This is a genomic window from Antarctobacter heliothermus (assembly GCF_002237555.1).
Taxonomy (GTDB): domain Bacteria; phylum Pseudomonadota; class Alphaproteobacteria; order Rhodobacterales; family Rhodobacteraceae; genus Antarctobacter; species Antarctobacter heliothermus_B.
Genome location: NZ_CP022540.1, coordinates 2,558,002 through 2,584,168 on the forward strand (window position 1 = coordinate 2,558,002; position 26,167 = coordinate 2,584,168).

At 62.9% G+C, this 26,167-nt stretch carries 24 protein-coding genes; 9 read left to right on the plus strand and 15 right to left on the minus strand.

Annotated features, from left to right (window positions below; translation table 11 throughout):
• Positions 1 to 77: 77 nt before the first annotated feature.
• The 11 genes from ANTHELSMS3_RS12225 to ANTHELSMS3_RS25545 all read right to left on the minus strand — a co-directional run bounded on the left by ANTHELSMS3_RS12225 (position 78) and on the right by ANTHELSMS3_RS25545 (position 11,514).
• Positions 78 to 1,694 (minus strand): peptide ABC transporter substrate-binding protein, encoded by a 1,617-nt coding sequence (locus ANTHELSMS3_RS12225; RefSeq protein WP_094035102.1) that lies wholly within the window; start codon positions 1,692 to 1,694, stop codon positions 78 to 80.
• A gap of 200 nt (positions 1,695 to 1,894) precedes the next feature.
• On the minus strand, positions 1,895 to 2,689 hold the full coding sequence (locus tag ANTHELSMS3_RS12230) for a hypothetical protein (protein ID WP_094035103.1): 795 nt from the start codon (positions 2,687 to 2,689) through the stop codon (positions 1,895 to 1,897).
• A complete protein-coding gene (locus ANTHELSMS3_RS12235) occupies positions 2,686 to 3,027 on the minus strand; it encodes a hypothetical protein (RefSeq protein ID WP_094035104.1) in 342 nt (113 codons plus the stop codon). Before ANTHELSMS3_RS12235 ends, ANTHELSMS3_RS12230 begins: the two co-directional genes overlap by 4 nt.
• 97 nt (positions 3,028 to 3,124) lie before the next feature.
• Positions 3,125 to 3,970 (minus strand): dynamin family protein, encoded by an 846-nt coding sequence (locus ANTHELSMS3_RS12240; RefSeq protein ID WP_157733492.1) that lies wholly within the window; start codon positions 3,968 to 3,970, stop codon positions 3,125 to 3,127.
• The gene (locus tag ANTHELSMS3_RS12245) at positions 3,967 to 5,970 is read right to left on the minus strand and encodes a dynamin family protein (RefSeq protein ID WP_094035106.1); all 2,004 of its coding nucleotides are present in this window, start codon (positions 5,968 to 5,970) and stop codon (positions 3,967 to 3,969) included. The genes ANTHELSMS3_RS12240 and ANTHELSMS3_RS12245 overlap by 4 nt, the downstream gene beginning before the upstream one ends.
• Positions 5,971 to 6,016: 46 nt before the next feature.
• Complete coding sequence (locus tag ANTHELSMS3_RS12250; protein WP_094035107.1) at positions 6,017 to 7,186, minus strand: hypothetical protein; 1,170 nt, start codon at positions 7,184 to 7,186, stop codon at positions 6,017 to 6,019.
• Complete coding sequence (locus ANTHELSMS3_RS12255) at positions 7,183 to 8,079, minus strand: PP2C family protein-serine/threonine phosphatase (protein WP_157733493.1); 897 nt, start codon at positions 8,077 to 8,079, stop codon at positions 7,183 to 7,185. Before ANTHELSMS3_RS12255 ends, ANTHELSMS3_RS12250 begins: the two co-directional genes overlap by 4 nt.
• Positions 8,072 to 9,022: an FHA domain-containing protein gene (locus ANTHELSMS3_RS12260; RefSeq protein WP_094035109.1), complete on the minus strand. Its 951-nt coding sequence runs from the start codon at positions 9,020 to 9,022 to the stop codon at positions 8,072 to 8,074. The genes ANTHELSMS3_RS12255 and ANTHELSMS3_RS12260 overlap by 8 nt, the downstream gene beginning before the upstream one ends.
• 16 nt (positions 9,023 to 9,038) lie before the next feature.
• Entirely contained in the window at positions 9,039 to 10,352 is a 1,314-nt protein-coding gene (locus tag ANTHELSMS3_RS12265; RefSeq protein ID WP_094035110.1) for a serine/threonine-protein kinase, read from the minus strand.
• Between the two features lie 197 nt (positions 10,353 to 10,549).
• Positions 10,550 to 11,152 carry a DedA family protein gene (locus ANTHELSMS3_RS25540; RefSeq protein WP_157733494.1) on the minus strand — a complete coding sequence of 201 codons (603 nt, stop codon included), beginning with the start codon at positions 11,150 to 11,152 and terminating at the stop codon, positions 10,550 to 10,552.
• Positions 11,149 to 11,514 carry a hypothetical protein gene (locus tag ANTHELSMS3_RS25545; protein ID WP_157733495.1) on the minus strand — a complete coding sequence of 122 codons (366 nt, stop codon included), beginning with the start codon at positions 11,512 to 11,514 and terminating at the stop codon, positions 11,149 to 11,151. Before ANTHELSMS3_RS25545 ends, ANTHELSMS3_RS25540 begins: the two co-directional genes overlap by 4 nt.
• Positions 11,515 to 11,640: 126 nt before the next feature.
• Between ANTHELSMS3_RS25545 and ANTHELSMS3_RS12275 the strand changes: the two genes are divergently transcribed.
• Positions 11,641 to 13,308, plus strand: coding sequence for a thiamine pyrophosphate-dependent enzyme (locus ANTHELSMS3_RS12275; protein WP_094035112.1), 1,668 nt, complete (start codon positions 11,641 to 11,643; stop codon positions 13,306 to 13,308).
• Positions 13,309 to 13,724: 416 nt separating this feature from the next.
• On the opposite strand, the gene ANTHELSMS3_RS12280 is transcribed toward ANTHELSMS3_RS12275, so the two are convergent.
• Entirely contained in the window at positions 13,725 to 13,931 is a 207-nt protein-coding gene (locus ANTHELSMS3_RS12280) for a hypothetical protein (protein ID WP_094035113.1), read from the minus strand.
• 81 nt (positions 13,932 to 14,012) lie between these two features.
• Complete coding sequence (locus tag ANTHELSMS3_RS12285; RefSeq protein ID WP_094035114.1) at positions 14,013 to 15,125, minus strand: hypothetical protein; 1,113 nt, start codon at positions 15,123 to 15,125, stop codon at positions 14,013 to 14,015.
• A 405-nt stretch (positions 15,126 to 15,530) separates the two neighbouring features.
• On the opposite strand from ANTHELSMS3_RS12285, the gene ANTHELSMS3_RS12290 reads away from it, so the two are divergent.
• Together ANTHELSMS3_RS12290 and kynU are read left to right on the plus strand one after the other, a co-directional pair.
• Positions 15,531 to 16,394 (plus strand): tryptophan 2,3-dioxygenase, encoded by an 864-nt coding sequence (locus ANTHELSMS3_RS12290; RefSeq protein WP_094035115.1) that lies wholly within the window; start codon positions 15,531 to 15,533, stop codon positions 16,392 to 16,394.
• Entirely contained in the window at positions 16,391 to 17,581 is a 1,191-nt protein-coding gene (kynU, locus tag ANTHELSMS3_RS12295) for a kynureninase (protein WP_094035116.1), read from the plus strand. Before ANTHELSMS3_RS12290 ends, kynU begins: the two co-directional genes overlap by 4 nt.
• On the opposite strand, the gene ANTHELSMS3_RS12300 is transcribed toward kynU, so the two are convergent.
• Positions 17,557 to 18,285: a Hint domain-containing protein gene (locus tag ANTHELSMS3_RS12300; protein ID WP_157733497.1), complete on the minus strand. Its 729-nt coding sequence runs from the start codon at positions 18,283 to 18,285 to the stop codon at positions 17,557 to 17,559. The two genes, kynU and ANTHELSMS3_RS12300, sit on opposite strands and share 25 nt — an antisense overlap.
• Positions 18,286 to 18,560: 275 nt before the next feature.
• Here ANTHELSMS3_RS12300 and ANTHELSMS3_RS12305 point away from each other — a divergent pair, with 275 nt between their 5' ends.
• Together ANTHELSMS3_RS12305 and ANTHELSMS3_RS12310 are read left to right on the plus strand one after the other, a co-directional pair.
• Positions 18,561 to 20,084, plus strand: a complete 1,524-nt coding sequence (locus ANTHELSMS3_RS12305) for an acyl--CoA ligase (RefSeq protein WP_094035118.1) — start codon at positions 18,561 to 18,563, stop codon at positions 20,082 to 20,084.
• 98 nt (positions 20,085 to 20,182) lie between these two features.
• Positions 20,183 to 21,160, plus strand: coding sequence for a 2-dehydropantoate 2-reductase (locus ANTHELSMS3_RS12310; RefSeq protein ID WP_094035119.1), 978 nt, complete (start codon positions 20,183 to 20,185; stop codon positions 21,158 to 21,160).
• Positions 21,161 to 21,218: 58 nt separating this feature from the next.
• Here the strand turns inward: ANTHELSMS3_RS12310 and ANTHELSMS3_RS12315 are convergent, their stop codons facing one another.
• Positions 21,219 to 22,286, minus strand: a complete 1,068-nt coding sequence (locus ANTHELSMS3_RS12315) for a Gfo/Idh/MocA family protein (RefSeq protein ID WP_094035120.1) — start codon at positions 22,284 to 22,286, stop codon at positions 21,219 to 21,221.
• Between the two features lie 82 nt (positions 22,287 to 22,368).
• Here ANTHELSMS3_RS12315 and ANTHELSMS3_RS12320 point away from each other — a divergent pair, with 82 nt between their 5' ends.
• From ANTHELSMS3_RS12320 to ANTHELSMS3_RS12335, 4 genes are all read left to right on the plus strand, one after another.
• Positions 22,369 to 22,659 (plus strand): putative quinol monooxygenase, encoded by a 291-nt coding sequence (locus ANTHELSMS3_RS12320; protein ID WP_094035121.1) that lies wholly within the window; start codon positions 22,369 to 22,371, stop codon positions 22,657 to 22,659.
• Positions 22,656 to 23,468 (plus strand): N-acyl homoserine lactonase family protein, encoded by an 813-nt coding sequence (locus tag ANTHELSMS3_RS12325; RefSeq protein ID WP_094035122.1) that lies wholly within the window; start codon positions 22,656 to 22,658, stop codon positions 23,466 to 23,468. Before ANTHELSMS3_RS12320 ends, ANTHELSMS3_RS12325 begins: the two co-directional genes overlap by 4 nt.
• 159 nt (positions 23,469 to 23,627) lie before the next feature.
• Positions 23,628 to 24,620: an inositol 2-dehydrogenase gene (gene iolG / locus ANTHELSMS3_RS12330; RefSeq protein WP_094035123.1), complete on the plus strand. Its 993-nt coding sequence runs from the start codon at positions 23,628 to 23,630 to the stop codon at positions 24,618 to 24,620.
• 447 nt (positions 24,621 to 25,067) lie between these two features.
• Positions 25,068 to 26,123 carry a TRAP transporter substrate-binding protein gene (locus ANTHELSMS3_RS12335; RefSeq protein ID WP_094035124.1) on the plus strand — a complete coding sequence of 352 codons (1,056 nt, stop codon included), beginning with the start codon at positions 25,068 to 25,070 and terminating at the stop codon, positions 26,121 to 26,123.
• Positions 26,124 to 26,167: the final 44 nt, after the last annotated feature.

Consider the following 26,167-nt stretch of genomic DNA (forward strand, 5'->3'; position numbering starts at 1 on the left):
AAAGGCCCCGGATTGGCAACAGGGCAGAGGCCCCGGATCAGGTCCGGGGCGGTGGTCGCCAGTTGGCGTTGTCGCGCCTATTCGGCGACCTTGTAGAGGTCTTTTGCGTACCACGTCTGTTCGACGTTGTTGATCGGCCAGCCTTGGATTGAGTCGCTCAACATGATGTTGGTCGAGTAGTGGTAGATTGGGATCACCGGCATTTCGGCGGCAAGGATCGCTTCGACCTCGGCATACAGCGGATTAGTGTCCTGCGAGGATTTTGCCTCTGCCATCAACTCATCCACGCGGGCGTTGCTGAACTTGCCATCGTTGTAACCCGACTGCGTGGTCAGCAGATCGAGGAAGGTCGAGGCTTCGTTGTAGTCACCGCACCATGCACCGCGCGCCAATTCAAAGTTCTGGTTGCCGCGGGTTTCAAGGAAAACCTTCCATTCCTGATTTTCCAGCGTCACCTCTACACCCAGTTTCTGCTTCCACATCTGGCTGGCCACAATGGCGATCTGCTGGTGGCTCTCGGAGGTGTTGTAAAGATAGGTGAACGACAGTTTTTCACCGTCCGGACCGTATCCCGCCTCTGCCAGCAGTTCCTTGGCCTTCGCGTCACGCTCTGCCTGAGTCATGTTGGCGTAGTCGACCTCAGGAACCTCAAACCCGTCTGTGGCACCGGGGGTAAAGGTATAGGCCGAAAACTGGCCGCCTTGCAGCACGCGGTCAACGATCACGTCGCGGTCTAGTGCATAGGACAGCGCCTGACGTACGCGCACGTCCTGAAACGGCTCTGGGCCGTTCTTGACGTTGAAGGTCATGTAGTAGTTGCACAAGCGCGGAAGGGCATAAGCCTCATCCGGGAACTCTTCTTTCAGGGTCGGGTATTGGCCCGAAGGGATCTCTGTCTTGTCGACCTCACCGGCGCGCCAGCGGGTCAGTCCCTGTGCGTCGTCGCCGATGACCAGTGTCACGACCTTGTCGAGCACGGTCTTGTCGTTGTCCCAGTACATCTCGTTGCGCTCGCGGACCGAGCGTTCCTTGGGGACGTGTTCGGTCAGGACATAAGCGCCGTTGCTGACGATGTTCTCGGGGCGGGTCCATTCGGACCCGTGTTCGTCGATCACCCATTTGGGCGAGGGGAAAGTGGTTGCATGGCTAACCATCTTGGCGAAATAGGGCAGCGGCTGCGACAGTTGCACAACCAGTGTGTGATCGTCAGGGGCCGAGACGCCCAGATCGGTGATCGGCTTTTCGCCCGCGATGATGGCCGCGCCGTTCTCGATCGACATCAGTTCCATGTACCACGCATAGGGAGAGGCCAGCTCAGGCTCGACCGCGCGCTGCCATGCGTAGACAAAGTCGCCGGCTGTGACGGGGGTGCCGTCAGACCACTTGGCATCATCGCGCAGGGTAAAGGTGTAGGTCTTGTTGTCTTCGCTGACGGTGTGGCTAAGGGCGACGCCGGGAACGATCTCGCCGTCGGCGTTCTGGTTGTAGAGCCCTTCGAACAGGTCGCGCACAACCTCGGAGCCGTTCACATCCTCGACCACCTGCGGATCGAACGACGAAAACTCGTCCAGCACCCGGTAGGTAAAGACCTGTTCGGCGGCAAGCTGTGTGCCATCGGGGACATCGGCGGCAAAGGCTGCGGTGACCAGCGTAGTTGACAACAGCATCGGAATAATCGCGGAACGAATTTTCATGGTTCTCCCCTTGGTTTGATGATTTTGGCAAAGCGTGCCTCAGTTGAACGCCGAAGCAAAGGCTTTTCTCCAGTGGCACTCGCGCGCCGTCGGGTCAACCGTAGAGGGTAAATATGAGCGCCGACTATCGGCCCAAATCGTCAGAACACGCGCGGGCAATTGCGGTGTCAGATTGTGCCAGATCGTGGTGGCGTTGCCTGTCAGGCCGGGTCGCAGATCAGGGGCGTATTGGCCATGTTGGCCCAGTAGGCCGCGATCTCAGGCAGGCTGTCTGCCTTGAAGATCAAGGCCACAGGGCCGGTTTCCGTGTGGACTAGCCCGAGTGCCAAATCCGCGTCAACCCGGCGAGTCATGAGTAGAATTTCATTTTCCTTCAGGATGTTGCCCAGATTATTTTGGTCGTCAAAAGCCTTGCCTGCAAGATTGGACAGATCGTCGGGAAGGGGCTGCCCCGGTTGTGTCACAAGAGGTTTCTGGCCCGGGCGGCAAATCGCGATCAGAACCTCGTCTGCGGCCTCAATCAGATAGGCAAGGCGGTCGGGCACGGCCAAGTCAAACGAGGTCAGGCCCAATGTGTGCAGCATCGCCGGGCAGGTCAGCCCCGCGTGCGTCGGATCGGACGCGGCCCCATGTGGCGAAGTCGAAAACGTGATGACCTGCTCACCAGGAAAGGCCCTGGATAAGAGAGCGGCAACCGGCCCCAGATCGGCGGGTCGCAATGGACGACTTATCAGGTCAGCACACCCTGCACGCAGAGAGGTGGAGGCGTCGATCAGTTGCATCAGGTTTCCGGAAGCGACCTCCATCCCAAGAAGCAATCCGCTCTCGTCCGAGACTGTCATTCTGCGCGGCAGGATGCAGGATGCAATTGCGTCCAGCACAGAGCCGAGCGCCTCTTCTGATGTGGCGACCTCGATCCGACGGGGACCGGTGCCTAGTGCCGCTGCTCTGGACAGGATGGTCGCAAGATCGGCGGGCACTTCCTTGCCGGTCATGCCACGCGGTCCCGGTGAAACAGGGCGGCACCGGCTGCGCAGGCGGCACCAAGGTCCGCCGCCGGTCCGAACAATCCGCAAAGCACCTCTGTCGCGTCGTCGGGCGATTGCACAAAGACCCGGCTGCCGGTGGGGCCGGCCAGGATGGCGGTTCCTGTTGCCGCCAAATCACCGGTAAACACTGACCGTGCCAGATCACAGAGGTGATCCAGCCGTTCCTGACCGAAATGCACATCGCTGTCAGACATCAACACTGTGCCGGTCGACAGATCGACGAGCGTCAAGAGTTCGCAGGTGCCTATACCGGCGCGAAACCGGGAAAGATCGTCATGGGTCATAGGACATGGGTCATGGAGCCGCCTTCACGCCCCAGTCATGGCCCATCGTGGGTTAATTTCACCTTACGAATGGCTCGACGACGGATCGACAACCGGGTTAGGCGGGCCTGTTTTCCGACGCCGCGCGATGGTCGCCGGATTTTGTGCGGATTATCCTACGCGGCACAACCCGACCGGGGCGGGCTGGATTGGCGGGCGCAGGGGCGGCCGTCGCTTTCGGGCGCGGCGGTGTGGCAAGCGGCGCAGTGCGCGGGCTATCCAGCCCTTCGAGAGCGTGGCATAGGAACTCTACCAGCGCCGCAGCACCTGTCGCGCCCAACACCTCGTCGTCGTCTCGTCCCGCCAGCGCACCGGTCAGCGAGATCGGCAACACGTCACGAAAAAGTGCACCGGCCTCGGCTCGCACGCGGGCCATGACACGGGCGCGGTCCCGTTCGGTCTGCATTTGGTCGATGCGGGTGACCAGCAGCAGGCTTTTGGTCCAGAGCAGCGGCGGCACCTGTTCCCACAGCGCCGCCTCTGACTGTCGCCACGCCTGATTGGCAGGGGTGCACCAGATCGCAAGATCGACCTCAGGCAGGAAGCGGGACCAGAAATCCGGGGCCATGTTGGGGTCCGCCGTTCCGGGCATGTCGATCAGGTCACAGGCGTGCAGAATGTCCGCCCCCAGTCCGACAGAGATCATGCGCGTGTCATCGGGCCGGACCTGCGACCAGTCGTCAATCGGCAGTGGCTCTGACCGGCCGTCAATGTCGATGCGCTGCGCCTCTGGCGGGCCTTGCCTGTACCAGACCGGTGGCAGCTGCGTCGCCGTGACCTGCACCGGAGATCTGTCCTGCCCAAGCAGCAGGTTTGCCAGCGTGCTTTTTCCGGCGCTAAATTCGCCCATCAGGGCGACGCGCGGATTGCGGGGCTTGGGGGCGGTTGGGGACTCTGGTGTCATCTGGCTGACCTCTTGAGGCGGTTCACAGGGGCGGTGGGGGGCAATTCTATTGCAGGCGGTGCGGCAGCTTGCTGCGCAAGGCCAAGAAGGACATCGCGTTGACCCTGCATGAAATCGCTCAGTGTTTGGCGCATTGCCTGAGCATGGGGCGCGGCGCATTGCTGGTGCAGCGTCTCCACGACCGGCTTTGTCTCTTCATGGATCAGCCGGGCAAAGTCCTCTGAAAACGCCTCATACCCGCGCTGACGCCGCCAGAATCGTGCCCACCAACTGCCGCGCAGGTCCAATGCGATGGTCTGGCCAAGGCCGATTGGCGCGGGAACGGCGGGCAGGGGCGGGGGGGCGATGGCCGGCCCGTCAGAGGCCAGACCAAAGGCATGATGATACAGCGCGCTGATGTCATTGGCGGCATTGGTCAGAACGGCGGCTCCGGTCTTTCCCGCCCCCTGCGCAAAGACCTTGTAGGCGCTGCGCAGCAGCATCCGCAGGCCGGAGGGGTCATAGGTCCAGATCTCGTCCTCACCAAACTGTTCCAGGTGCTTGATCAGTGACCCGGTCGCCCGTCCCAGAAAGGCGCGGCGGGCATTGTCGGTGCGCCCGGCAAAACTGCGGTGAACCTTGTCCAGCCCCGATTCCAGCGCGGCGTGCGCGCGGTCCTCGATCTGATCGAACTGCTGGACCAAATCCTGCGGCGTGATTTGCAGGTGACGCGGCCCGGCATTGGCGGAGGTGTCCTGTTGCGTCCTCGCAGCCAATCCTGTTCGCAGGTTTCCCAGCGCAACCCCCAGCGATTCCTCAAGTCGAGCACCGGGCCCCTTGTCGATCCGATCTGATATTGCGTCGCCAAGGGCCCGCAACCCGGACAGATGCCATATTATCTCACGCGGGGATAACTGTGCCAGTGCGCCGGTCACATGTGTCTCTGCCCAGGACACCAGCGCCTTCGCGCTGTCCGCGCCTAGTTCGGCAAAACTGTCCGCGACCGCGTGGTGGGCCCAAAAACCACTGCCAAACAGGATCTCGGCCTCTTGCGGGCCGTCGAATTTGCGCAGTGTCTCGACAATGCTGGCGCGGATCTGGGGAACCGCCTGAACCGGGTCGGCCAACTCATCGATACGATTGACAAAGATGATCACCTCACGCGCTTTGACGTTGGAAATCAGCCGGATCAGCCCAAGGTCGACCGAAGACAGCGCCTGTTGCGCCGACAGGACCACCACACATAGACGGCTGCCGCGCAGTGCGTTGATGGTGATCTGTTCGCGGATCATGAAGGTGTCGTTCACCCCCGGCGTGTCGCGTAGGCACAAGGGCAAGGGCAGGTCAGGCCCGGCAAACCACAGGTCTGCGGATTTGGTGATGTCGGCGAAACGGCCCTGATCCGGGCTGCCGTCTGCCTCCTCCCAGAAATCGTCGCCAAGGCAGACGTAGCGCTGGATCAGTTCCTTGTCGAACGTCTCATAGTTGTGGGTCTGTCCCAGCAGCATCTGGAACTTGCGCCCCAGCCGTGCCTTTGATTTCTCGCGCATCTCGTCCAGTTGGGCGCGGACCTTTTCAAGCTCATCCTCGGCCCCGGCGCGGGCGGCAATCTCTCCGACGCGGCCCCCCTGACGGATCAGGTTGTCCCATTCGTCGTTGGTAAAGAACCGAAACGCAGAGCGTCGGTCCTGCCGGCGCATCTGCGGCTGCATGTGCAGCGAGGTGACAACAGACGTCCACGGGTTGACGTCGGCCGGCAGCAGATCGGGCCAGCCGGTGAGCGCGTTCACAAGGGTTGTCTTGCCCGCCTTCACCTGACCGATCAGCGTCACAGAAGGTTCAAACCCGCGCAACTGGCGGCGCAATTCGCGTGCTTGATGGGCAATCGATTCCTCACCGCAACCGGCCAGTTCGATCATGGCCTCGTCCAGCGCGCCAAGACGGGTGGCCAATGCGCCCAGCCCGGAAAACGCACTTAACGCGGGCCGGTCTTTGGGCGTTGTGGGGGCCTGCGGTGTCATCTGTGTTGCCTCATGTGGTTGCGCGGACTGTCCATGTGTTGGGCTTTCAGGCGGCCAGCCGTTCCTGAATGTCGTGGCGGACCTGCACCAGCAGATGCGCGGCGTCGCCCAATTGTTCTGCGCCGCCCTCGATCCGCAACAGCAGGGCAAGGTCGTGGGCCTGCGTCACTTGGGTGGCCAGATCGGGCCACGTCTCTTGCAGGGCGACGTCCCCGGTGACCCGATCGGCCAACGCCTCGAAAATCTGTTCGAACTGCATCAGTAGGGTGTCGGTATTGCCTGCGGTCCCATCGTAAAGCCTGCGCAGCATGTCCTGGGCAGAGGTGCGGACCGCCTGAAACAGTCGTGCGAGCTCTGCAATGGCCTCGGGTGGGACTTGGGGTGCCACGGCGGGTGAGGCGGGGCGGGGGATGGTGGCGGTTTGGGTAACTTCATCCGCTTGTGATGGAGGCGCCGGCAAAGATGGCCGCGCGGATAGAGCACCGTTGCGTTGCAGAAACATTTGCGCGGCATGAATATCGTGCAGGCAGGCGTCTTTGATGGTTCGGTCCAGATAGGTGGCCAGTTCTGAAAAACTCTCAGCACCCGACTGACCAGCGCTGCTGAACCGGGTCTCAAACCCATCTGCCGCCGGATCGCTTCGGCGCTGCCCCTTCCCGGTGACAAACAGGATCGCGTGATTGCGCAGACTGTCCGGTGCGGTATGCCAGACCTGCCGTTCTGCCTCTGACCAATCCACCGTACACCATAGCGCGATGTCGATACGGGGCGCGGCCCATGTCAGAGCGGCCTGCAGATCCTCGGCGTTGGCTTCGGTCGAGACAAGCAGAACACACCGCCCCACCAGCGCCTTGTCCGGGGATGTCACCTGCAAAAAGACCGGTTGCTGTGCCAACAGGGCCGGGTCCGGCAGGCCGGACGCCTCAAGCCTGCCGCCATCCACCATCATGGCCGTGGTCGCAGGCACCGGGCCATAGGTGATTTCCAAGGTCGGAGCCCAACCCGGATGGTCGGCTACAGTAAGTCCGGTCAGGGCGTGTAGCACACGGCGTTTTCCGGCCCCGGGCAGGCCAAACAGGCCAATTCGGACCGGCCTGTCCAGTTTCTCTAGTAGAGAGGCACATGTCGCCCCGGCCCGCGCGGCCAGTTTGCCGTGCTGTTGCAAGGTGGCCAGGCCTTTGAGCGTCTCGGATCTGAGCATGTCCTGATCTGTCACGGACCCGTCCTTCGGCCCACGGCGCGCAGGGCTTGGCTGCGGATCGGAAAGAGGGGGCGGATCAAATCAGCCAACTGGGAAGCGATCCGCGCGCCGGACAACGACGAGGACTCGACAAGGGCCAACCGGATTACGACCAGCGTGACGTTGTCCTGTTGCGGGGCTTTTTGTGTGCGTACCGCGTCCAAAAGCGCGCCGGTCATCGCCACACTGTCTTTGTGGGCGTTTCGTTTGAGGATCTGCGCGATCTCTGCCTCTGACAGGACATTCAACCCGTCGCTGGCGAGAATGATGCTGTCGCCGGGTTCAAGTGTCAGGGCCTCGCCGGGGCAATCGACGTGCGGGATCTCGCCCCCGGTTACGGCTGAGGTCAGGCAATGGCGATGCGGGTGTTGCGCGGCGGCGCTGGCCTCCATCGCGCCGGTTTTCACCATCAGATCCAGTTGGATGGCCATGGAATGCAGTTGGTTCAACTGCTGCAACCGACCGTCGCGGTACAGGTAGAGCGGACTGTCGCCAACCGACATCCACCGCAGTGCGCGCCCCTCGACAGTAACGCATACCAACGTGCCGCCGGTGTCGACGCTGATGTATCCGGCGTCGATGTGTTGTTTCAGGCGCGCGTTTGTCCGTTCCAGCGCGGCGTGAAACACCTCTTCCGGCGTTTCGCTGCGTCGGTCTGGGCGAGCCGCTGCAAGATACATCTCGCCGAACATTTCGCTTGCGAGAATGCGACCAGCCAGATCCCCGTCGTCATGTCCGCCCATGCCGTCCGACAGGACGGCAACCCCCGGCATGTCGCCCTGCGGGAACTGCGCGATAACCGCGTCTTCTTGGCGGCTGCGCGCGCCGATGTACTGGCCGCTGGCGGCCTCTGCGACCAGATCAGTCATTGCCGATCCCCGACGCATCCGTGTCGGCCCAGGAAAACCCGTCATCGCATAGCCCGACAAAGCGCAGCACCGTCTTGCCAATCCGGACCGTGTCGCCGTCGTTGAGTTCCTCAGTCGTCAAAAGCGGCCTGTCATTGTGGCGCACGATGTTGCTTTTGCCGCCGTGGCCGATGTATGTCCGACCGTCCTCGTCGTCATGGGCGATAGAGATATGCCGCTCACGCGAGATGCTGGTATCGCCAAAATCCAGTGTAACGGTCTGGTCCGCGTCACGTCCGACGGTCGACAGTCCCGCTGTCAGGGCAAAGGACGCCCCGCGACCGGGGCCTTCGATGACAACGATCCAACCGATAGGAAAGCGCGGCGCGCTGGCTGTGGGGATGACCGCGGGGGCGGCAAAGGGGTCGGGAGTGCCTGCCTCGCTGTGAAAGCCCAGGAGCCGTGTCTTGACCCGTTCAGAGGTCGGGCGCGGTAGGGGATCGGCGGGCGCGACCAACCCAGCGGCGCTGCGCGCTAGTGGCGAAACCGTTTCCGCAGGTTCAGAGTGCAGCTGGTCCGATACGTCGGACCGGGCGGGGGCGGCCGCTGCGGCCGAAGGGTCCAGATCCCAGATCTTTGGCGTACTACCGGTGCTGGTCCGGGTTAGGGGGGCAATACCGGGATCAGCCCGTGGTGCCACAATCGGCTCTGGCGAGAGGTCGCTTTCCGGGTCCAAAGCGGACGGCGCCCATTCCTGACGGGGCGAGGGCTGTGGTCGCTCTGGCCTGGGAATGTGATCGCGCGCAGCCCGGGCGTTGTCCTTGTCACAGGTCCGAGGGTCCGGCTTTGTGCCCACACGGGCGTGCAACTCTTCCCATGGATCGACCAGCGGTTCGGGATCGGTCCCGGAGGCAGGGTCCGATGCGGGACGCCGTCTTGCTATCAGGTTCCTGATGCCCTGCATTGCAATTCACCTTTTCTCAAACATTAGTCTGGATGCCGTCGCGCGCACTGCGCGAGGGCCAGGGCAGCAGAGCGCTCAGCGAAAATCGGCGCTGGCGTCGCGCCGGCGGAGCGGATGTTTCGATCTGCGCGCTTGCCGGGATAGGGTCGGGGGCCGTTTGCGGTGCCCAATCGGCGGGATCCTCGTTCAGAATGGCCCAGTACGCGCGCTCTGCCGCGCGCTTTTCCGCCTCTGGGTCCGGTGTTCGGGTTTGGGCCGCGGGGGCTGTGGGGTGCGCCGAATCCGCCTCGATGGCCTGATGGTTGCTGGCCACGAGTTCGGCGATTTTCGACTCGATCTCTGGGTCATCCTGAGGGGGCCGGGGGATGGCCGCTGCAGGTGGCGCGACAGCCGCAGTGCTCTGGCGACCCGACAACGCGTCAAGCCAGGCGTCGGCGCTTTGCAGACGGTCCTTGGCAAACAGGTTCAGGCATTGGTCGATGGCCGCCAGCAGACGCTGATCCTGCGCCGGGAACCGCCCCAGCAGAGGGCGATAAGGGTCTGGCTTTTGCTCCGCCACGGCTGCCAGCCGTAGACTGCTATTGGGGGGCGGATGCCCCTCGATCAGGTGCACAAAGGTGGCCGCCAGCGCGTAGAGGTCACTGGACCGCGATTGCGCGCTGCCCGCGATGTAAAACTCTTGCGGGGAATACCCGTCCTTGACGGTATGGACGCGGGACAACACGCGGCTTGCCTGACTGGCACCCTGCCGGGCCGCGCCGAAATCAATCAGGACAGGCGTACCCATCGTGTCGAGCAGAATGTTGTCGGGTGAGATGTCGCGGTGCAGGATGCCGTTGCGATGCACATAGCTGAGCGCCTGCAACAGGATCACCGCCAGTTCGCGGGTCGCCTCGGGTGTCAGCGCGTTTGGGCTATAGTCGATCATGTCGAACAGATCGGTCCCCTCGACGAAATCCAGCGCCATGTAGGCCGTGCCATTGGCCTCAAATATCTGGTGGACGCCCACAATGTTGGGATGCTGCAAATGTGCCAGCGCGCGCGCCTCTTTCTGGAACAATTCGACCGCGCGGCTGAAATCCACGTCAAAGGTCTGGGACCGCAGGCGCACGGCCTCACCGGCGCGACAGCAGATCGCGTTGGGAAAACACTCTTTGATGACAACGCGGCGGCCTAGGCTGTCACGCGCCAGATATGTGATCCCGAACCCGCCAGCATTCAGGTATTTGTCGACAGTGTATTGCCCGTTGCACAGGGTGGTGCCGGGGGGCAACCCATCGCCAACGTGCTGTGAGGCGGCAGGTGCCTGGATCTTCGACTGATGCGTCATTCCGGGTCCTCCTGAGTAACGTGAGCAGCCCGCGTTTTGTGGCAAACGGGGGGCGCTGCACGGCGGACACCGTCAAATCATCAGCAAATGCGGCCCGGGCGGTGTTCTAAACTGGACGAAAACATGTCGCTTTGGGCGAGTTAAATTAAACCTTTACAATAGTTTGTCAGGATATCGGTGCACAAGGGGCGACCATGTCACCGCATCTTGCGGGTTTTGCGCAACTTGAGGACCAGAAGCGTGGCGAGGGTCACGGTCATGGCGGCAGAGACAATCATGCCCGACCAGTCTGTGACGATGTCCGTCAATTCCTCCAGCCGACTGCCAAAGGCAAAGCCCAGTGTCACATAGGCCGTGACCCAGATCGTTTCCCCGGCCACGTCCCAGACCGTGAATCGCCAGCGTTCCAGTCGCGCGGCCCCGGCGATCAGGTTGACCCAAGGCCCCAGAGGCGCAAACAGCCAAGTCGACAGGAACACGCCAATCCCGCCCCAATGGTGGACCGTATCGCGCGCCCGACCGATCAGTTTGTGGCGGCCGGTGCGCCGTGCAATGGCGTCGATCAGGGGCGGGCCGCCCCAGCGCCCGATGTGAAACCCGGTCTGGTCGCCCAGAACCGCGGCCAGCCATGCGGTGCCCAGCACTTGCCAAAACACCAGATCCCCCGCCGCCGCAAATCCCCCTGCGGCCAGCATGATGACGGCCGTGGGAATCGGAATAGCGAGACAGGACAAAAACGCCGAACCGGCGACAACCCACAGGCCATATGTCGACACCAAAGCAAACAGCGTCTCAGTCACGGGTGCACCTCTCGGTGGAGGGCAATAGCGGCCTCCAGTTCGGCGATCAGCACCTCGACCGGCACGCCGCGGTCTGCCGCCAATTGCCCCAGCGTGATCCGCCCGCCCGTGCCATCGTGCGTAAGGGCCAGCGTATCGGCCACCATGTCCGGCGGTAGGCGCCACGAATGCGCGACAAACCGCGGTGTCATCCAGGGGGCGGGCGGTACATCGCGGTGCGCCGGGTCGGCCCAGTAAATCGCACCGGCCACAAAGCGGCCCGCAAAAAACAGCGTGCAGGCAAGTGCCAGGACAAATGCCCCAGTTAGCCAGGGCGCGTCCTGCCACAGCCGTTTGATGACGCCCGGTCGGGTTCCAGTCATTCGGGTTTCTCCAATGGGCGCCCTCTGCAATTGGCGCTTTGGGTTTCATCGTCGGACGCTTGTCGCTACAAAAACGGTAAGACACCGGGTCGTACCGGTGCCACACCATCTTCGGGGATATTCGACATGATACGCAACGGCGGGCAACTTTTGGTCGATTGCTTGATCGCACTGGGTGCGACAAAGGGTTTCGGCGTTCCGGGCGAAAGCTATCTGGCGGTGCTGGATGCGCTGCACGACACCGGCGGCAAGCTGGACTTCGTGTTGTGCCGGAATGAGGGCGGCGCGGCCTTCATGTCCGCCGCATGGGGCAAGCTGACGAATAGCCCCGGCATCTGTTTTGTGACGCGTGGTCCGGGTGTCACCAATGCCTCGATCGGGATTCACACTGCGATGCAGGACAGCACGCCGATGTTGATTTTTGTCGGACAGGTGGGCACCGACATGAAGGGACGCGAGGCGTTTCAGGAAATCGACTACCGGGCGGTTTTTGGCTCCATGGCCAAATGGGCTGTGGAAATCGACGATGTGGACCGCGTGCCGGAAATCCTTGCCCGTGCGTGGAAGACCGCCACCACGGGCCGCCCCGGTCCGGTGGTAATCGCTCTGCCAGAGGACATGCTGACCAACATGACAGAGGCGGCACCGCTCGCGGGTGCCTCTGTCGTGCGCGAGCCGTCGACGGATGGCGCGACGGTGGCGGACGTGGCGGGGCTGCTGAGCGGGTCCAGCCGACCGCTGATCCTGATGGGTGGGTCCAACTGGTCGGCAGAAGGCGCGACAGCGCTGCAATCCTTTGCCGAAGCCTCTGACATTCCGGTCATTGCCGCCTTTCGCTATCAGGACCAGTTCGACAACCACTCACCGGTCTTTGCCGGAGAGGCCGGGGTAGGGATGCCGCCCCATGCGCGTCGCCTGCTGACAGAGGCCGACACCATTCTGGCCATCAACGTGCGCTTTGGTGAGATGACCACCGACGCCTATACGCTGCTGAAGGTGCCCGAACCGCAGCAAAAGCTGATCCATGTGCATGCCTCGGACGCGGAAATCGGCAAGATTTATGTTCCTGCGCTGGGCATACAGGCGGGACCGAACGCCTTTGCCAAGGCACTGACCCCGGTCAAAGGCGGCTGGGCTGACTGGCGCGCGCAAGCGCGGGCAGAGTTCGAGGCCAGCCTTGATGCACCGGCGCAACCTTCACCGGTGGATATGGGGACGGTCATGCGCCACCTGACGCAGGTTCTGCCCGACGATGTGATCCTGACGAACGGCGCGGGCAACTTTTCCGTCTGGCCGAACAAGTTCTTCAAATTTGGCCCCAAGGCGCGCCTGCTGGCACCGCAGTCGGGCGCGATGGGGTACGGCCTGCCCGCTGCTATCGCGGCGCGGGTGGCCTTTCCGGATCGTATGGCGATCTGTTTCGCCGGGGACGGCGACTTTCAGATGAACCTGCAAGAGCTGGCGACAGCGGCGCAGGCGGGGGCGCAGCCGATTGTCCTGATCCTCAACAATGGCATCTACGGCACGATCCGCGCCCATCAGGAGAGGCACTATCCGGGGCGGGTGTCCGGGACAGATATGGTCAGCCCGGATTTTGCCATGCTGGCGCGGTCCTATGGGTTTCATGGCGAGCGGGTCGAGCGGACAGAGGATTTTGCGGCGGCGTTTGAGCGGGCCCGCGCGTCGGGCACCGGGGCGGTGTTGGACCTTGCGATTTCCGAAGAGGCGCTGACCCCGCGCCGGACCCTGAGCCAGATGCGTGAGGCGGCGCTGGCGGCGCAAGGCGCTGGCTAAGGCAGGATGGGCTGTCCACGCGTGGACAGCCTTTCACCCACTATAAATCAATGGGTTACAGAGACGGTTTTACCTTTCGGTAACACTTGGGGCAGCGGGGTGGACCGTCTGGCCCGCCTTTGGTGCAGGCTGCGGGCAGGCCAAGTGGCAACGAATCCCGCCCGACGGCATCGGCCTAGGCCAGCGGTCGATGCGGGCCATGCGCGCCGCTGCGTAGGTTGCCCAAATGTGTCCTCGTTGTGTGATCTGATCCGAAAAACCAACCTGACCGACCATTTGCGCGCTTTGCCGGCCTTGAAAACGGACGTGTAGTTGGCCGGGCGCGACCTGTTCAAGTTTGGGATCGTCGGCGGGAGGGCATCAAGGCCCATAGCAAAATGGATGGGTTCCGATTTCCGTCAATCAACGGGAGTCGGTCACTCCGGTCCTTTTTGCGCGGCGATGGCGTCTGCAATTATTTTATGGGCGGTGGCCACATCCACACCGGCGCTGATGGCGCTCTGCTCTGTCGTGCCACCATGCGCATAGCAGTTGAGCACATCGGCGATCACGGTCCGGTCGATGGCGTGTTGCGTGGTTTCGTCTGCGGCGGGGCCTGCGCCGCCTTGCTTTTCATCGTTCATTTTTACTCACCAAGGTTATCTCCGGTCGCCTGAGCATGGATCGAGCGTTCGGCTGGAACCAGAACGCGGCCCATGCCGGATTTAGGCTGACGATAAATTCGCCGCGTCAGAAAGGAGGTGGTCAAGTGTATCGTTCCGAAGCGGGGACAGTCCGGTCTGGATCGCCTCCAGCGTGGCGCGTTTGTCTGGCTGGGACGCGATATGGCGGACTGCCAAATCCCGGTGTTCGCCCTTCCAATCCTCAAAATCGGTCTTGATTTGGTCCAGTTCCTTTTGCACGCGCGAAATGTCGTAGAGCAGCGGGGTGTCTTGTACCGTGATGGGCGTTGGGGATTTGAGCCGTTCCTCTAACCTCCTGACCCGACCGCGCAGTTGCGTAAGTTCGGCTTCCAAGCGGGCGATTTCTGCCTCGCGGTGGCTAGGGTTGCATTTGAGCGGGGTCAGGACAAACCCCGACACGAGATCGTTGATGATGTCGGGCCGCTGGTCCCGCGCAGCACGCGCAACTGGTCCCATAATTGCAGCCCCCAATTGCCAGCGTGCTTTGATTGAGCCGCTGGTCAGACCCATGATGCCATTTGCAACCTCCTGACAGAAGGTGTGCATCACGTCCCCGCGCTGGACCACATGAAAGGTTACAATTCGCCCGATGTCTTTGGCGGCATCGGAGCCCTGTGTAAGGAGAAAGAGGGTGAACGAGAATGCGTGTTCGGGAAACGACATCAAGACATCGGGAAGGACGCGCACCACCCCGGCGTATAGCTTTATGCCGTCACCCGTTGCCGAGGCATGATGAAAATAGAGCGAAATGAGCGCGTCCACCGGCTGGGCAAGCTCTGGTTGCTGCTTTGCCGCTGCGGTCATCTGGCGGATCAGCCACAGGATTTTTTCGTTATGCCGTGCCAAGCGTGTCTGGATCGCAGGTCGTGAACCGATCCCAGTCAGGTAACGTTGGTCGGATACAGTCGTCAGGAAAACCGTGGCGGTTTTCGGAGTGAACTTATGGGCGGGGTCGGGACGGTGCGTCCCGCCCAAAAGCGTTTCGCCTGCGTCGATGATCAGCTCATAAAGCGTGTCAAAGTGGTCAAAGTCCGTGGCGCAAATCTCTGCCCACGTTTGCCTGACCCTGTGCATTTCGGTGAGGTCACTCACGTCGACAGAGGCGAGCCGTTCCAGTGTCGGGGTGAAAATCATCGCGCGTCCACCAGTCGTTCGGCGAACCGATTGCGGAATGCGTTGTGGTCTCTGCCCTCATCAAGGATCGGCCTGAATGCCCCGGATTTGATGAGGCAGCGTTTGCAAATGGCAAAGGTCATGATCGTGCCGGGCCTTTTTCACCGGGTCTGGAGCCGGAAATCTGGTGTTCGAAGCACAAATTTTTCATGTGAAAACTCTTAATATTGTCCCATTGGGGTGAACAGTGACAGGCTATGGACGAGACGCATTCCCGGCAATGGTTCAAAGGCGAGCAGCGGGTACTTTTGCCGGGGCTGCGCATGTCGGTTCCCCCATCGCCACGCACGATGGCCGCGGAAATCCCTGTTCTGCCTTCTAACCGGGTTGCCAAGGCGCTGCATTCTGACCAAGAGTGCCGCCGATATGACCCAGACACCCGACGATACCAGCCCCGCCGCCGCCTTTGATCCCGCCCATGACGGGGCGAAGATGGGCTTTGCCGATGCCATGTCCTATGGCGATTATCTGCGGATCGATACGTTACTGGGGCAGCAACATTGCCTCAGCGATGCGCATGATGAATTGTTGTTCATCATCCAGCACCAGACCTCTGAGCTGTGGATGAAGCTGGCGATCCATGAACTGGGCGCGGCGCGCGATGCGCTGTTGTCCGACGATACCGCCAAGATGTTCAAGATGTTGGCCCGTGTGAGCCGCATCCTTGAACAACTCAACAACCAGTGGGACGTGCTGCGGACGATGACGCCCGCCGATTACACCCGCTTTCGCGAGGCGTTGGGCCCGTCGTCGGGGTTTCAGTCCTACCAGTACCGGCAGATCGAATACATTCTTGGCAACCGCAACACCCACATGATGCACCCGCACGACCACCTGCCAGAGGTGCGCGGCGTGTTGGAGGCGGAACTGGCCCGGCCCAGTTTCTACGATGAGGTTGTGACGCTGCTGTTCCGCACGGTTGATGGCGACACCGCAGCCATGCCCGCGCCGCAACTGGATAGCCCCCATACGGCGGTGCCAGAGATTCAGGCGCGGTGGAAGGTGGTCTATGAGGACATCGAGACCTATTGGACGCTTTACGAACTGGGCGAAAAGCTGATGGATCTTGAGGATTACTTTCGCCGCTGGCGGTTCAACCATGTGACGACCGTGGAACGGGTGATCGGGTTTAAACGCGGCACTGGCGGCACCTCTGGCGTGGCCTATCTGCGGCGCATGTTGGGCGTCGAACTTTTCTCTGAACTCTGGCACCTGAGAGGTGAGCTATGACCAATTTGCCCCGCAAAGAGCTGTTTCACCTGCCCGAGGGCGTGATCTATCTGGATGGCAATTCGCTGGGGCCGCTGCCCAAAGGCGCGACAGAGCGGATGCAGCAGGTCATGACGGCGGAATGGGGGCAAGAGCTGATCCGGGCGTGGAACACCGCCGACTGGATGGCGCTGCCTGCCAAGGTTGGTGATCGCATCGGCCGTCTGATTGGCGCGCCCGCCGGGTCGGTGGCCACCGGCGACACGCTGTCGATCAAGGTCTATCAGGCTTTGGCGGCGGCGCTGAAGATGCGGCCCGACCGGCGTGTGATCCTGTCCGATGCAGGCAACTTTCCCAGCGATTTGTATATGGCGCAGGGGCTGATCGGCACCATCGACAAGGGGTACGAATTGCGCACCCCCGCGCCCGAGGACGTGGCAGAGGCGATCACCGATGAGGTGGCCGTGGTGATGCTGACGCAGGTCGATTACCGCTCTGGCCGGATGCACGACATGAAGGCGATCACCGAGCGCGCCCATGCGGCGGGGGCTGTCATGGTCTGGGATCTGGCGCATAGCGCGGGGGCCGTGCCGGTGGACGTGACGGCCAGCGGGACAGAGTTTGCCGTGGGCTGCAGCTATAAATACCTCAACGGCGGGCCGGGGGCACCGGCCTTTATTTACGCGCGTCCGGACATTGTTGAGTCGATCGAACCGGCGCTGTCTGGCTGGCTGGGCCATGCCGCGCCCTTTGCGATGGAGCCGGGATACCGCCCCGCCATGTCGACCGAACGGATGCGTGTCGGCACGCCGCCGATCCTGCAGCTGGCCGCGCTGGACGCGGCGCTGGATGTGTGGGAGGGCGTCGACATGGCCGACCTGCGCGCGGCCTCTGTCGCCTTGTGTGAGCGGTTCATCACCGAGGTCGAGGCGCGCTGTCCGATGCTGACGCTTGCCTCGCCGCGCGACGGCACGCAGCGCGGGTCGCAGGTATCGTTTGCGTTCAAGGACGGCTACGCCGCCGTGCAGGCGCTGGCGGATCGGGGGGTGATCGGCGATTTCCGCGCGCCCGATATCATGCGCTTTGGCTTTACCCCGCTCTACATTGACGAGGCCGATGTGATCGCGGCGGTGGACGTGATGGAAGAGATTCTGCGCGATGAGATCTGGCGGGAGGCCAAATATCAGGTCCGATCGCGCGTGACCTGAAGGCTCAGGCCGGATCGGGCCAGTTCGGGCCTGTCACGGGTTCGCAACAGGGTTTGGACAAGATCGGACGGGACAGGCGGACGGGCCGGGGGCGCAGAGCCGTCTTTGGTCAGGGCAGGGCCTGCGGCAAGTAGCGCGTCCTGCGTGGCACGCGGCAGGCGGGCCAGTACAGCGGACGTCAATCGCAGGCTGTCGGTCCAGACTCCTTCGACCATCACAACTTCATGCCGGTCGAACAGTATCTGAACGTAGGTGCCGGGGCTGTGGTGCAGTGCCGTCACGCCCTTCAGTCTGGTCAGTTGCGCGGCGGTCACTGTGGCCTCGGCCAGTCCAAGCAGGTGGCGAAGGCGCGCCCCGCCGATCACGAAACGCTGTTCCGGCGCGACAAGCATGACCCGTTCCGGCAGGCCGTGTCCAAGAACGCCCTTGCGAATGCGGATCGCGGCAACGGCGGGTGATCCGTCGGGCGTTCGCCCGCTCCACCGCAGGGATTGATAGCCATTGTCGCGCGTCAGAACGCGGTCGCCGGGGCGCAGATCACCGGCCCGCCGCTCACCCTGAAGGGTCTTGATCCGCGCGCAACACGGCAGACCGCCCGCGATTTCAGGCGAACAGGTCCGCACCCGACCAGGGGGCAGCCCGGTCTCGTCCATGACGTCCACCGGAACCGCCCCGTCGACCGGAAAAATGCCACTGCGTTCCATCGACCCTCCGACTCGATTGTCGCTTGCCGGACAATGTGTCCTGTGAGGGGTCAGGATCTTCCCAACACGGACAGGCAAAACGCGACGGTTTTTAGGCGAAATCTTTGGGTCGGGGCACAGCGACGTCGCGCACAGGTGCACATGCGCAGACCGGGCACGGGGAGAGGGGCGAAGTCGCCCCTGTTCAACGCACCGGTCCTGGTGAACACTCTGGCGCGAGGGGGACCGCGCCGAGGGAGATTGGCGCGGGGCGCATGACTGGGAGGACACGGCGTATGACGGGGACATTTGCGGACCTGATGGCGACACATCCGGACGCGGCGCAGGCTATCGGCGCGCCGTCAAAAGGCTGGCTCAGCTTTGGCGGGCTGCGCGCGCTTGCGGGGGATGTGCGGGCCCGGCTGCGCAGTGCGGGCATCGGGCCGCAGGACCGTGTGGCGATTGTGTTGCCGAACGGGGCCACCATGGCCACCGCCTTTGTCACTGTCGCTGCGTCGGCGACAACCGCCCCGCTGAACCCGGCCTATCGCGAAGAGGAATACGCCTTTTACCTTGAGGATCTGAAAGCAAAGGCGATCATCCTTGAGGCGGGCTATGACGGTCCGGCACTGGCCCCGGCGCGCCGCTTTGGCCTGACAATCCTTTGGTTGCATGAGGACGCGCAGACCGCCGGTCTGTTCCGGCTGGAACCTGACGGCGCGGTCGTGGCGGCGCGGGACGGCACACCGGGGCCGGAGGACGTGGCGCTGATCCTGCACACCTCGGGCACCACGTCGCGGCCTAAGATCGTGCCGTTGATGCAGTCGAACATCGCAGCGTCAGCGCGGCATATCGCAACGTCTTTGGCGCTGACGCCGCAGGACCGTTGCCTGAACGTGATGCCGCTGTTTCACATCCACGGGTTGCTGGCGGCGGTCTGTGCCTCTTTGTCGGCGGGGGCATCGGTCTTTTGCGCGCCGGGGTTCAACGCCTTGGCCTTCTTTGCGCAGATGCGCGAGGCGCGCCCGACGTGGTACACGGCGGTGCCGACCATGCATCAGGCGATCCTGTCACGCGCGCCGCGCAATGCGGAGGTGATCGGCGATGTCCCGCTGCGGTTCCTGCGGTCTTCGTCGGCCTCATTGCCCGCGCAGGTCATGGCGCAGCTGGCCGAGACCTTTTGCGCGCCGGTGGTCGAGGCCTACGGCATGACAGAGGCAGCGCATCAGATGTGCTGCAACCCTCTGGACCGGCAAAAGCCGGGGTCTGTCGGTGTGGCGGCGGGGCCAGAGGTGGCCATTGCCCATGAGGTTGAAAACAGCCTGATCGACGGTGTCGGAGAGGTTGTGATCTCTGGTCCCAATGTGACGCCGGGCTACGAGGCGAACCCCGAGGCCAACGCCAAGAACTTTTTCGAGGCAGGCGGCACGCGCTGGTTCCGAACCGGCGATCAGGGGGCCTTGGACGCGGAGGGCTTCCTTAGCCTGACGGGGCGGTTGAAAGAGATCATCAATCGGGGCGGCGAGAAGATTTCGCCGTTGGAGGTGGACGGCGTGCTGATGGATCACCCCGCAGTGGCGCAATGCGTGGCCTTTGCCCTACCGCACCCCAAGCTGGGAGAGGAAGTCGCGGCGGCGGTTGTGCTGCGAGAGGGCTGCGTCGCGACCGAGCAGGAGATCTGTGGGTTTGCCGCCGACCGCATGGCCGATTTCAAGGTGCCGCGCCTGGTGGTGATTTTGGAGGAGATCCCCAAGGGCGCGACGGGCAAGATGCAACGCATTGGCATGGCTGAAAAGCTGGGGCTTGTTGCAACCACCTGAGCTATTGCTCTGGCGGCGGTATCTGTGGCCGGTGTCGGAGCCTCCGGCGGGGGGTATTTTGACAGAGAAGAAGCACGGGGCGCGTGCGAGGGGACGGGATGAAGATCTGCATTTTCGGGGCCGGGGCGATCGGCGGGTATCTGGGCGTCAAGCTGGCGCAGGCGGGCGCGGATGTGAGCCTTGTGGCGCGCGGGCCGCATCTAGCGGCGATGCAGGCGGATGGGCTGCGGTTGATTGAAGAGAGCGGTGAGACCTGCGTGCCGGTGCGGGCGTCCGAGGATCCGGCGGCGTTGGGCGTGCAGGACTATGTGATTGTGACCTTGAAGGCGCATTCGGTGCCGGGCGTAGTGGCGAAGATGGCGCCATTGATTGGTCCGGAGACGACCGTGGTCAGCGGGGTGAACGGCGTGCCGTGGTGGTATTTCCATCGCGTCGGCGGGGAACTGGAGGGCACGCGGCTGGCCTCTGTTGATCCGGGTGACGTGCAGTGGGACGGGTTTGGACCTGATCGGGTGCTGGGCTGTGTTGTCTATCCGGCGGCGGAGGTGATCCGGCCGGGTGTGATCCGGCATGTGGAGGGCAATCGTTTTTCGCTGGGCGAGCCATCGGGGGAGAAGTCAGAGCGGGCGCTGGCCTTGTCCAAGGTCTTGGGCGCCGCGGGGTTGAAGGCGCCGGTGCGGCCGCGTTTGCGCGATGAGATCTGGGTCAAACTGTGGGGGAACCTGTCGTTCAATCCGATCTCGGCGCTGACCCATGCGACCTTGGACGTTTTGTGTACTGATCCGGGCACGCGTGGAGTGGCGCGGGGGATGATGGGTGAGGCGCAGGAGATCGCTGAAAAGCTGGGCGTGAAGTTCCCCATCGATGTGGAGCGGCGGATTGATGGCGGGGCGGCTGTGGGGGCGCATCGGACCTCTATGCTGCAGGATTTGGACGCAGGTAGGCCGATGGAGATCGATGCTCTGGTGGGGTCTGTTCAGGAGCTGGGGCGGATCACGTCGACGCCCACGCCGACCATTGATACGGTGCTGGCGCTGGTGCAATTGAGGGGGCGTGTGGCGGGCCTGTATGGGTGAGTGTCCACATGCGGCGGCCAAGGTGACGTCGCGTCTTCAATGGCTTGCAGAGGCGAATTTACCCTTCGTTAGGACTCGCGCGTGGGTCTAGCTCTAGCTTTCGGCCCTCGGCGGCGGAGGTGTAGACGGCGTTTTCGATGCTGATGACGGGCAAGTAATCGCGGGCCGTGTTCTCGGGCATGTCACCGTTGCGCAGGCAGGACACCACATGGCTTTGCAGGGCAAATACGCAGTCGCCGCCGAAGGTGTCGGAGGTGTCGGGCGGCAGGATCGTCTGTGCCTCTAACGCGCCAAAGCGGCGCAGGTGCAGCGCGCCGTCCCCGGTCAGGGTCAGCGTGCCTGTGGTGCCTTCGGCCAAAGCCTCTCCCATGGTGCAGCGGGTGTTGGTGGCGGCGTGATCCAAGAGGCGGTTGCCATCGAACAAGGCGCGTGCGCCGCCCGGATGATCGAACAGGATATAGCCCGCGTCCTCACCCGCGATCACCGGATTGACCTGCCGCAGGTCGGCATAGACCGCCGAGGGCGCGCCCAGCAGATAGCGGAAGGTGTCGATCCAGTGAACGGCGGTTTCATGCACCAGAAAGCGCGGCATCTGTTGGAAATAGGGTTGCCGGTCAAGGTAGGCATCCGGCCCCTGACCGTCGCCGGGGCGCAGGCGAAAGGTGATCTGCTGGACGGTGCCGATCTCTCCCGCGTCTAGGCGCGCTTTCATCACGCGATACCACGGCTGAAAGCGGAAATTTTCGTGGATGACCAGCAGCGCGCCTGCGGTTTCGGCCTCTTGGGTGATGGCAAGCGCCTCTGCCGGGGAGGTGCAAAAGGGCTTTTGACAGATCAGCGCGCGAACCCCTGCGGCCAGTGCCGTGCGGATGGCCTGTGCCTGCGCCGGGGGCGGCACGATCACATCCAGCAGGTCTGGCGTTGTCTCGGACAGCATGTTGGCCAGATCGTCAAAGGCGGGCGCACCGGTGTCGCGCGCCTTGGCGATGTCGTGGTCACAGGCCCCGACCAGATCGACGCCCGCAATGCGCCGCCATCCGTCATAGTGAAAGCGGCTGAAATAGCCCGCGCCAAGGCAAGCCACCCGAAGAGGGCGGGTGTCGTTCGCTCGGTCGTTGAATGTCATGTGTCCTCCCGGTTTTGTGTGCAGCATAGACCTGTGCCACGGGCCTGCCTACAGTGCGCGCGAGGCAAGGGGAGGAAAGCCGATGTATGCCGTGACCGTCCGTTTCGAGATCAACCCGGAGACGGCAGATGCCTTTCTGGACCTGATGCGCCAGAACGCCCGCGCCTCTGTCCGCGATGAGCCGGGGTGCCATCAGTTTGACGTCTGCACCGATGCCGACCGCCCCGGCGAGGTGTTCCTGTATGAGATCTATGACGACCGGGCCGCGTTTGAGGCGCATTTGACCACCGCGCATTTCATCAGCTTTGAGGCGGCCAGCGCGCCCTTTGTCAGTGACAAGCAGGTGCAATGCTTTGCGCGGGTGGACCAATGAGCGATTGGGAGGTTTATGCCGTCTGCTATGCGGATCGCGTCGCGCGCGTGCGTGCCGACAGTTTCATCTTTGACGACAACCACGATGCGCCGCACCCGATGGAGTATTTCGTCTGGCTGCTGCGGCGCGGCGAGGAGGTGATCCTTGTCGACACCGGCTATGACGATGCCGAGGCGCAGGCGCGGGGGCGGCCCATCCGGCTGGATCCGGGGGCGGCGCTGGCGCCGTTGGGGGTGACGCCCGAGGATGTGACACAGGTGATCGTGACGCATCTGCATTATGACCATGCGGGCGGGTTGCATCTGTTTCCCAATGCGACCCTGCATTTGCAGGCCGCCGAGATGGCCTATGCCACCGGGCCGTGCATGTGCCACGACGTGTTGCGGATGCCGTTTACCGCCGATCATGTCTGTGAGGCGGTTCGGCGGCTGTACGCGGGCAAGGTGATCTTTCACGACGGCGAGGCGCAGGTGGCTGAGGGCGTGACGGTGCATTGCATTGGCGGGCATTCCCGCGGCTTGCAGGCGGTGCGGGTGCGCACGCAGGCGGGGTGGATGGTGCTGGCCTCGGACGCGGCGCATTTCTATGAGAACGTCTGGCTGCACAAACCCTTTCCCATCGTGGTTGATTTGCAAAACATGCTGGACGGATTCGAGACGCTGAAGCGGCTGGCCTCGTCGCGCGAATTGGTGGTGCCGGGGCATGATCCGCTGGTGCGGCGGCTGTTTCCCGCAGGACCGGCGGCGCATGTGACGCGGCTGGACCCCGGCCCGCAAGAGGTGATCTCACCGGCGCTGTTCACGCTGTGACAGGTGTGTGAGGGGTTCTGCGCGCGCGCCTCGCAGAGATGATAGAAAAACGCGCATTGTGCCGCCGGGTGGCTTGACCGGACCGCCCTTGGGCCCTGCATATCCGGACATGCCTGCGGCGCGGTTTGTCGCCGACTAGGTCCAAACCGGGAGAGAGACATGACACTTGGATTTGCAATTCTGGGCGCGGGCCGGATTGGTCAGGCGCACGCGCGGGCGATTTCGGCCACGGCGGGGGCGCGGTTTGTCGCGCTGTCAGAGCCGACGCAGACGGCGGCCGACGACATGAAGGCGCGGTATGGCTGTGACCTGCGCAGCATTGAAGAGATTGCCGCCAGCGAGGATATTGATGCGGTGGCGATCTGTACGCCGACCGACACCCACGCCGACCTGATCGAACAGTTCGCCAAGGCGGGCAAGGCGATCTTTTGCGAAAAGCCGGTGGATCTGTCGGCGGAACGCGTGCGGCAGGCGCTGGCCACGGTCGAGGACACCGGCGCCAAGTTGATGGTCGGGTTCAACCGCCGGTTTGACCCGGATTTCATGTCGGTGAAGGCGGCGATTGACGCGGGTCAGATTGGTGATGTGGAGATGGTGGTGATCACCTCGCGCGATCCCGGTCCGCCGCCTGCGGCCTATATCAAGGTGTCGGGCGGGATTTTCCGCGACATGACCATCCATGACTTTGACATGGCGCGCTGGCTGTTGGGTCAAGAGGTGGTGACGGTCATGGCGCAGGGCTCTGTTCTGGTCGACCCCGAGATTGGCGCGCTGGGCGATTTCGACAGTGTGAACGTGATCCTGAAGACGGCGAGCGGCAAGCAGGCGGTGATCACCAACTCTCGCCGGGCCACCTATGGCTATGACCAGCGGATCGAAGTGCATGGCTCTGCGGGGATGGCCTCTGCCGCGAACCGGCATGAAAGCACGGTTGAGGTGTCGGGGGGCGCGGGGTTCACCCGGCCGCCGCTGCTGAACTTTTTCATGGATCGCTATGCGGTGGCTTATGCCAACGAGATCGCCGCCTTTGTCGCGGCGGTGACGGCGGGCGGCGCGTTGCCAACCACAGGGCAGGACGGGTTGCGGGCGCTGGAGCTGGCCGATGCGTCGCTGGAATCGGCACAGACCGGCAAGGCCGTGACGCTGGGCTGATTCTGTCGGCGCGTCCGGGGATTTCGGGCGCGCCTCAACACCTGCGTGTGCTGGGGGCGGGCCACGTTCCTATGGCGAATGGCGGCGTCGCATTTTGCGGAATCCCTGTGCAAAATTTGTTTCCTAGTGGATTAATATGGACAATCGAGGCCTGACCTGCTCCTGTGAGGGCAGGGTGCAGGGGTGTGTGGACAGCTTTCGTCGGACGTCGTAAAACCGACCGCACGGGCGGGAAATTCATTGCGATATAGTGCAGCCTGTGCAAAATGATGCATACTCTCGGGTCATCCGGGGGGCGTTCTGAAGGGGAGGTCAGGATGGGTGGGCGGTCTCCAATATTTCGTTGCATATGCAACGGAACGATGTATCACTTCTGTCGGGGTTGGGGAGATCCCTTCGTCCTGCCGTTCGGGACACAAGAATTAGAGTCATTCAGGGAGGTAAGACATGACCAATCGTAGAACTGTTCTGGGTTTCGCCGGGGCCGCGCTGGCCGCGATGATGACCACCACGCCGGCCATGGCGCAGGAGGTCACGCTGACGCTGCACCAATTCCTGCCGGCACAGGCCAACGTGCCGAAACTGGTGCTGGACGTCTGGGCGGACCGGGTTGAGGAAGCGTCGGACGGGCGGATCGAGATCGAGCGTTATCCGTCGATGCAGCTGGGCGGTAGCCCGCCGGAACTGATGGACCAGGCCGCAGACGGCATCGCCGATATTGTCTGGACCGTGGTTGGCTATACGCCGGGCCGCTATCCGACCACCGAGGTCTTTGAACTGCCGTTCATGGTCGAAGACGCGCGCGCCGCCTCTTACGCCTATTGGAAGATGTTCGAAGAGCATATGGAGAACGGCGAATTTGCCGATCTCAAGATCCTGGGTACATGGGTTCACGGACCGGGCATGTTCCACACCAACAAGCCGGTTGTGGTGCCGTCCGATCTGGAAGGCATGAAGATCCGTGGCGGCTCTCGTCTGGTGAACGACCTGCTGACACGCGTCGGCGCAGAGCCGATCGGGATGCCGGTTCCGGCCATTTCCGAAGCACTGTCCAAAGGCGTTCTGGATGGCACCACCATCCCGTGGGAAGTGACCGCCTCGCTGAAAGTGCCGGAACTGGTGAGCAATCACACCGAATTCGACGGTCCGGCGCTGTATAACCTGACCTTTGTTTTGGCGATGAACAAGGACATGTACGAAAGCCTGCCTGAGGATCTGCAACAGGTCATCGACGACAACTCTGGTCTGGAGTTCTCGATCTTTGCGGGCGGCACGCAGGCCGACGCGGATGGTCCGGCCCGTCAGATCGCCGTCGATCTGGGCAACAATATCGTCACCGTGTCCGAAGACGACGCCAAGGAATGGGACGCTCTGGTCAACCCGATCTACGAGACCTGGGTTGCGGACATGAAGAGCAAGAACATCGACGGTCAGGCGCTGATCGACGAGGCCCGTGCGCTGATGGCGGAGTACACCTCTGAGATGGACACCTGGGCCAAGTAAGACATTAACACTTGGGGCCGCGGGCAGATGTCCGCGGCCCCTTT

Excerpts from the sequence above, each read along its gene's own strand:
- ANTHELSMS3_RS12280 (WP_094035113.1), bottom strand. The coding sequence starts at position 13,931 with ATGAACGATGAAAAGCAAGGCGGCGCAGGCCCCGCCGCAGACGAAACC.
- ANTHELSMS3_RS12300 (WP_157733497.1), bottom strand. The coding sequence starts at position 18,285 with ATGGAACGCAGTGGCATTTTTCCGGTCGACGGGGCGGTTCCGGTGGAC.
- ANTHELSMS3_RS12275 (WP_094035112.1), top strand. The coding sequence starts at position 11,641 with ATGATACGCAACGGCGGGCAACTTTTGGTCGATTGCTTGATCGCACTG.
- ANTHELSMS3_RS12245 (WP_094035106.1), bottom strand. The coding sequence starts at position 5,970 with ATGACACCGCAGGCCCCCACAACGCCCAAAGACCGGCCCGCGTTAAGT.
- ANTHELSMS3_RS12240 (WP_157733492.1), bottom strand. The coding sequence starts at position 3,970 with ATGACACCAGAGTCCCCAACCGCCCCCAAGCCCCGCAATCCGCGCGTC.
- ANTHELSMS3_RS25545 (WP_157733495.1), bottom strand. The coding sequence starts at position 11,514 with ATGACTGGAACCCGACCGGGCGTCATCAAACGGCTGTGGCAGGACGCG.
- ANTHELSMS3_RS12260 (WP_094035109.1), bottom strand. The coding sequence starts at position 9,022 with ATGCAGGGCATCAGGAACCTGATAGCAAGACGGCGTCCCGCATCGGAC.
- ANTHELSMS3_RS12305 (WP_094035118.1), top strand. The coding sequence starts at position 18,561 with ATGACGGGGACATTTGCGGACCTGATGGCGACACATCCGGACGCGGCG.
- ANTHELSMS3_RS12255 (WP_157733493.1), bottom strand. The coding sequence starts at position 8,079 with ATGACTGATCTGGTCGCAGAGGCCGCCAGCGGCCAGTACATCGGCGCG.
- ANTHELSMS3_RS12310 (WP_094035119.1), top strand. The coding sequence starts at position 20,183 with ATGAAGATCTGCATTTTCGGGGCCGGGGCGATCGGCGGGTATCTGGGC.
- ANTHELSMS3_RS12265 (WP_094035110.1), bottom strand. The coding sequence starts at position 10,352 with ATGACGCATCAGTCGAAGATCCAGGCACCTGCCGCCTCACAGCACGTT.
- ANTHELSMS3_RS12290 (WP_094035115.1), top strand. The coding sequence starts at position 15,531 with ATGACCCAGACACCCGACGATACCAGCCCCGCCGCCGCCTTTGATCCC.
- iolG (WP_094035123.1), top strand. The coding sequence starts at position 23,628 with ATGACACTTGGATTTGCAATTCTGGGCGCGGGCCGGATTGGTCAGGCG.
- kynU (WP_094035116.1), top strand. The coding sequence starts at position 16,391 with ATGACCAATTTGCCCCGCAAAGAGCTGTTTCACCTGCCCGAGGGCGTG.
- ANTHELSMS3_RS12325 (WP_094035122.1), top strand. The coding sequence starts at position 22,656 with ATGAGCGATTGGGAGGTTTATGCCGTCTGCTATGCGGATCGCGTCGCG.
- ANTHELSMS3_RS12335 (WP_094035124.1), top strand. The coding sequence starts at position 25,068 with ATGACCAATCGTAGAACTGTTCTGGGTTTCGCCGGGGCCGCGCTGGCC.
- ANTHELSMS3_RS12315 (WP_094035120.1), bottom strand. The coding sequence starts at position 22,286 with ATGACATTCAACGACCGAGCGAACGACACCCGCCCTCTTCGGGTGGCT.
- ANTHELSMS3_RS12285 (WP_094035114.1), bottom strand. The coding sequence starts at position 15,125 with ATGATTTTCACCCCGACACTGGAACGGCTCGCCTCTGTCGACGTGAGT.
- ANTHELSMS3_RS12225 (WP_094035102.1), bottom strand. The coding sequence starts at position 1,694 with ATGAAAATTCGTTCCGCGATTATTCCGATGCTGTTGTCAACTACGCTG.
- ANTHELSMS3_RS12230 (WP_094035103.1), bottom strand. The coding sequence starts at position 2,689 with ATGACCGGCAAGGAAGTGCCCGCCGATCTTGCGACCATCCTGTCCAGA.
- ANTHELSMS3_RS12320 (WP_094035121.1), top strand. The coding sequence starts at position 22,369 with ATGTATGCCGTGACCGTCCGTTTCGAGATCAACCCGGAGACGGCAGAT.
- ANTHELSMS3_RS12235 (WP_094035104.1), bottom strand. The coding sequence starts at position 3,027 with ATGACCCATGACGATCTTTCCCGGTTTCGCGCCGGTATAGGCACCTGC.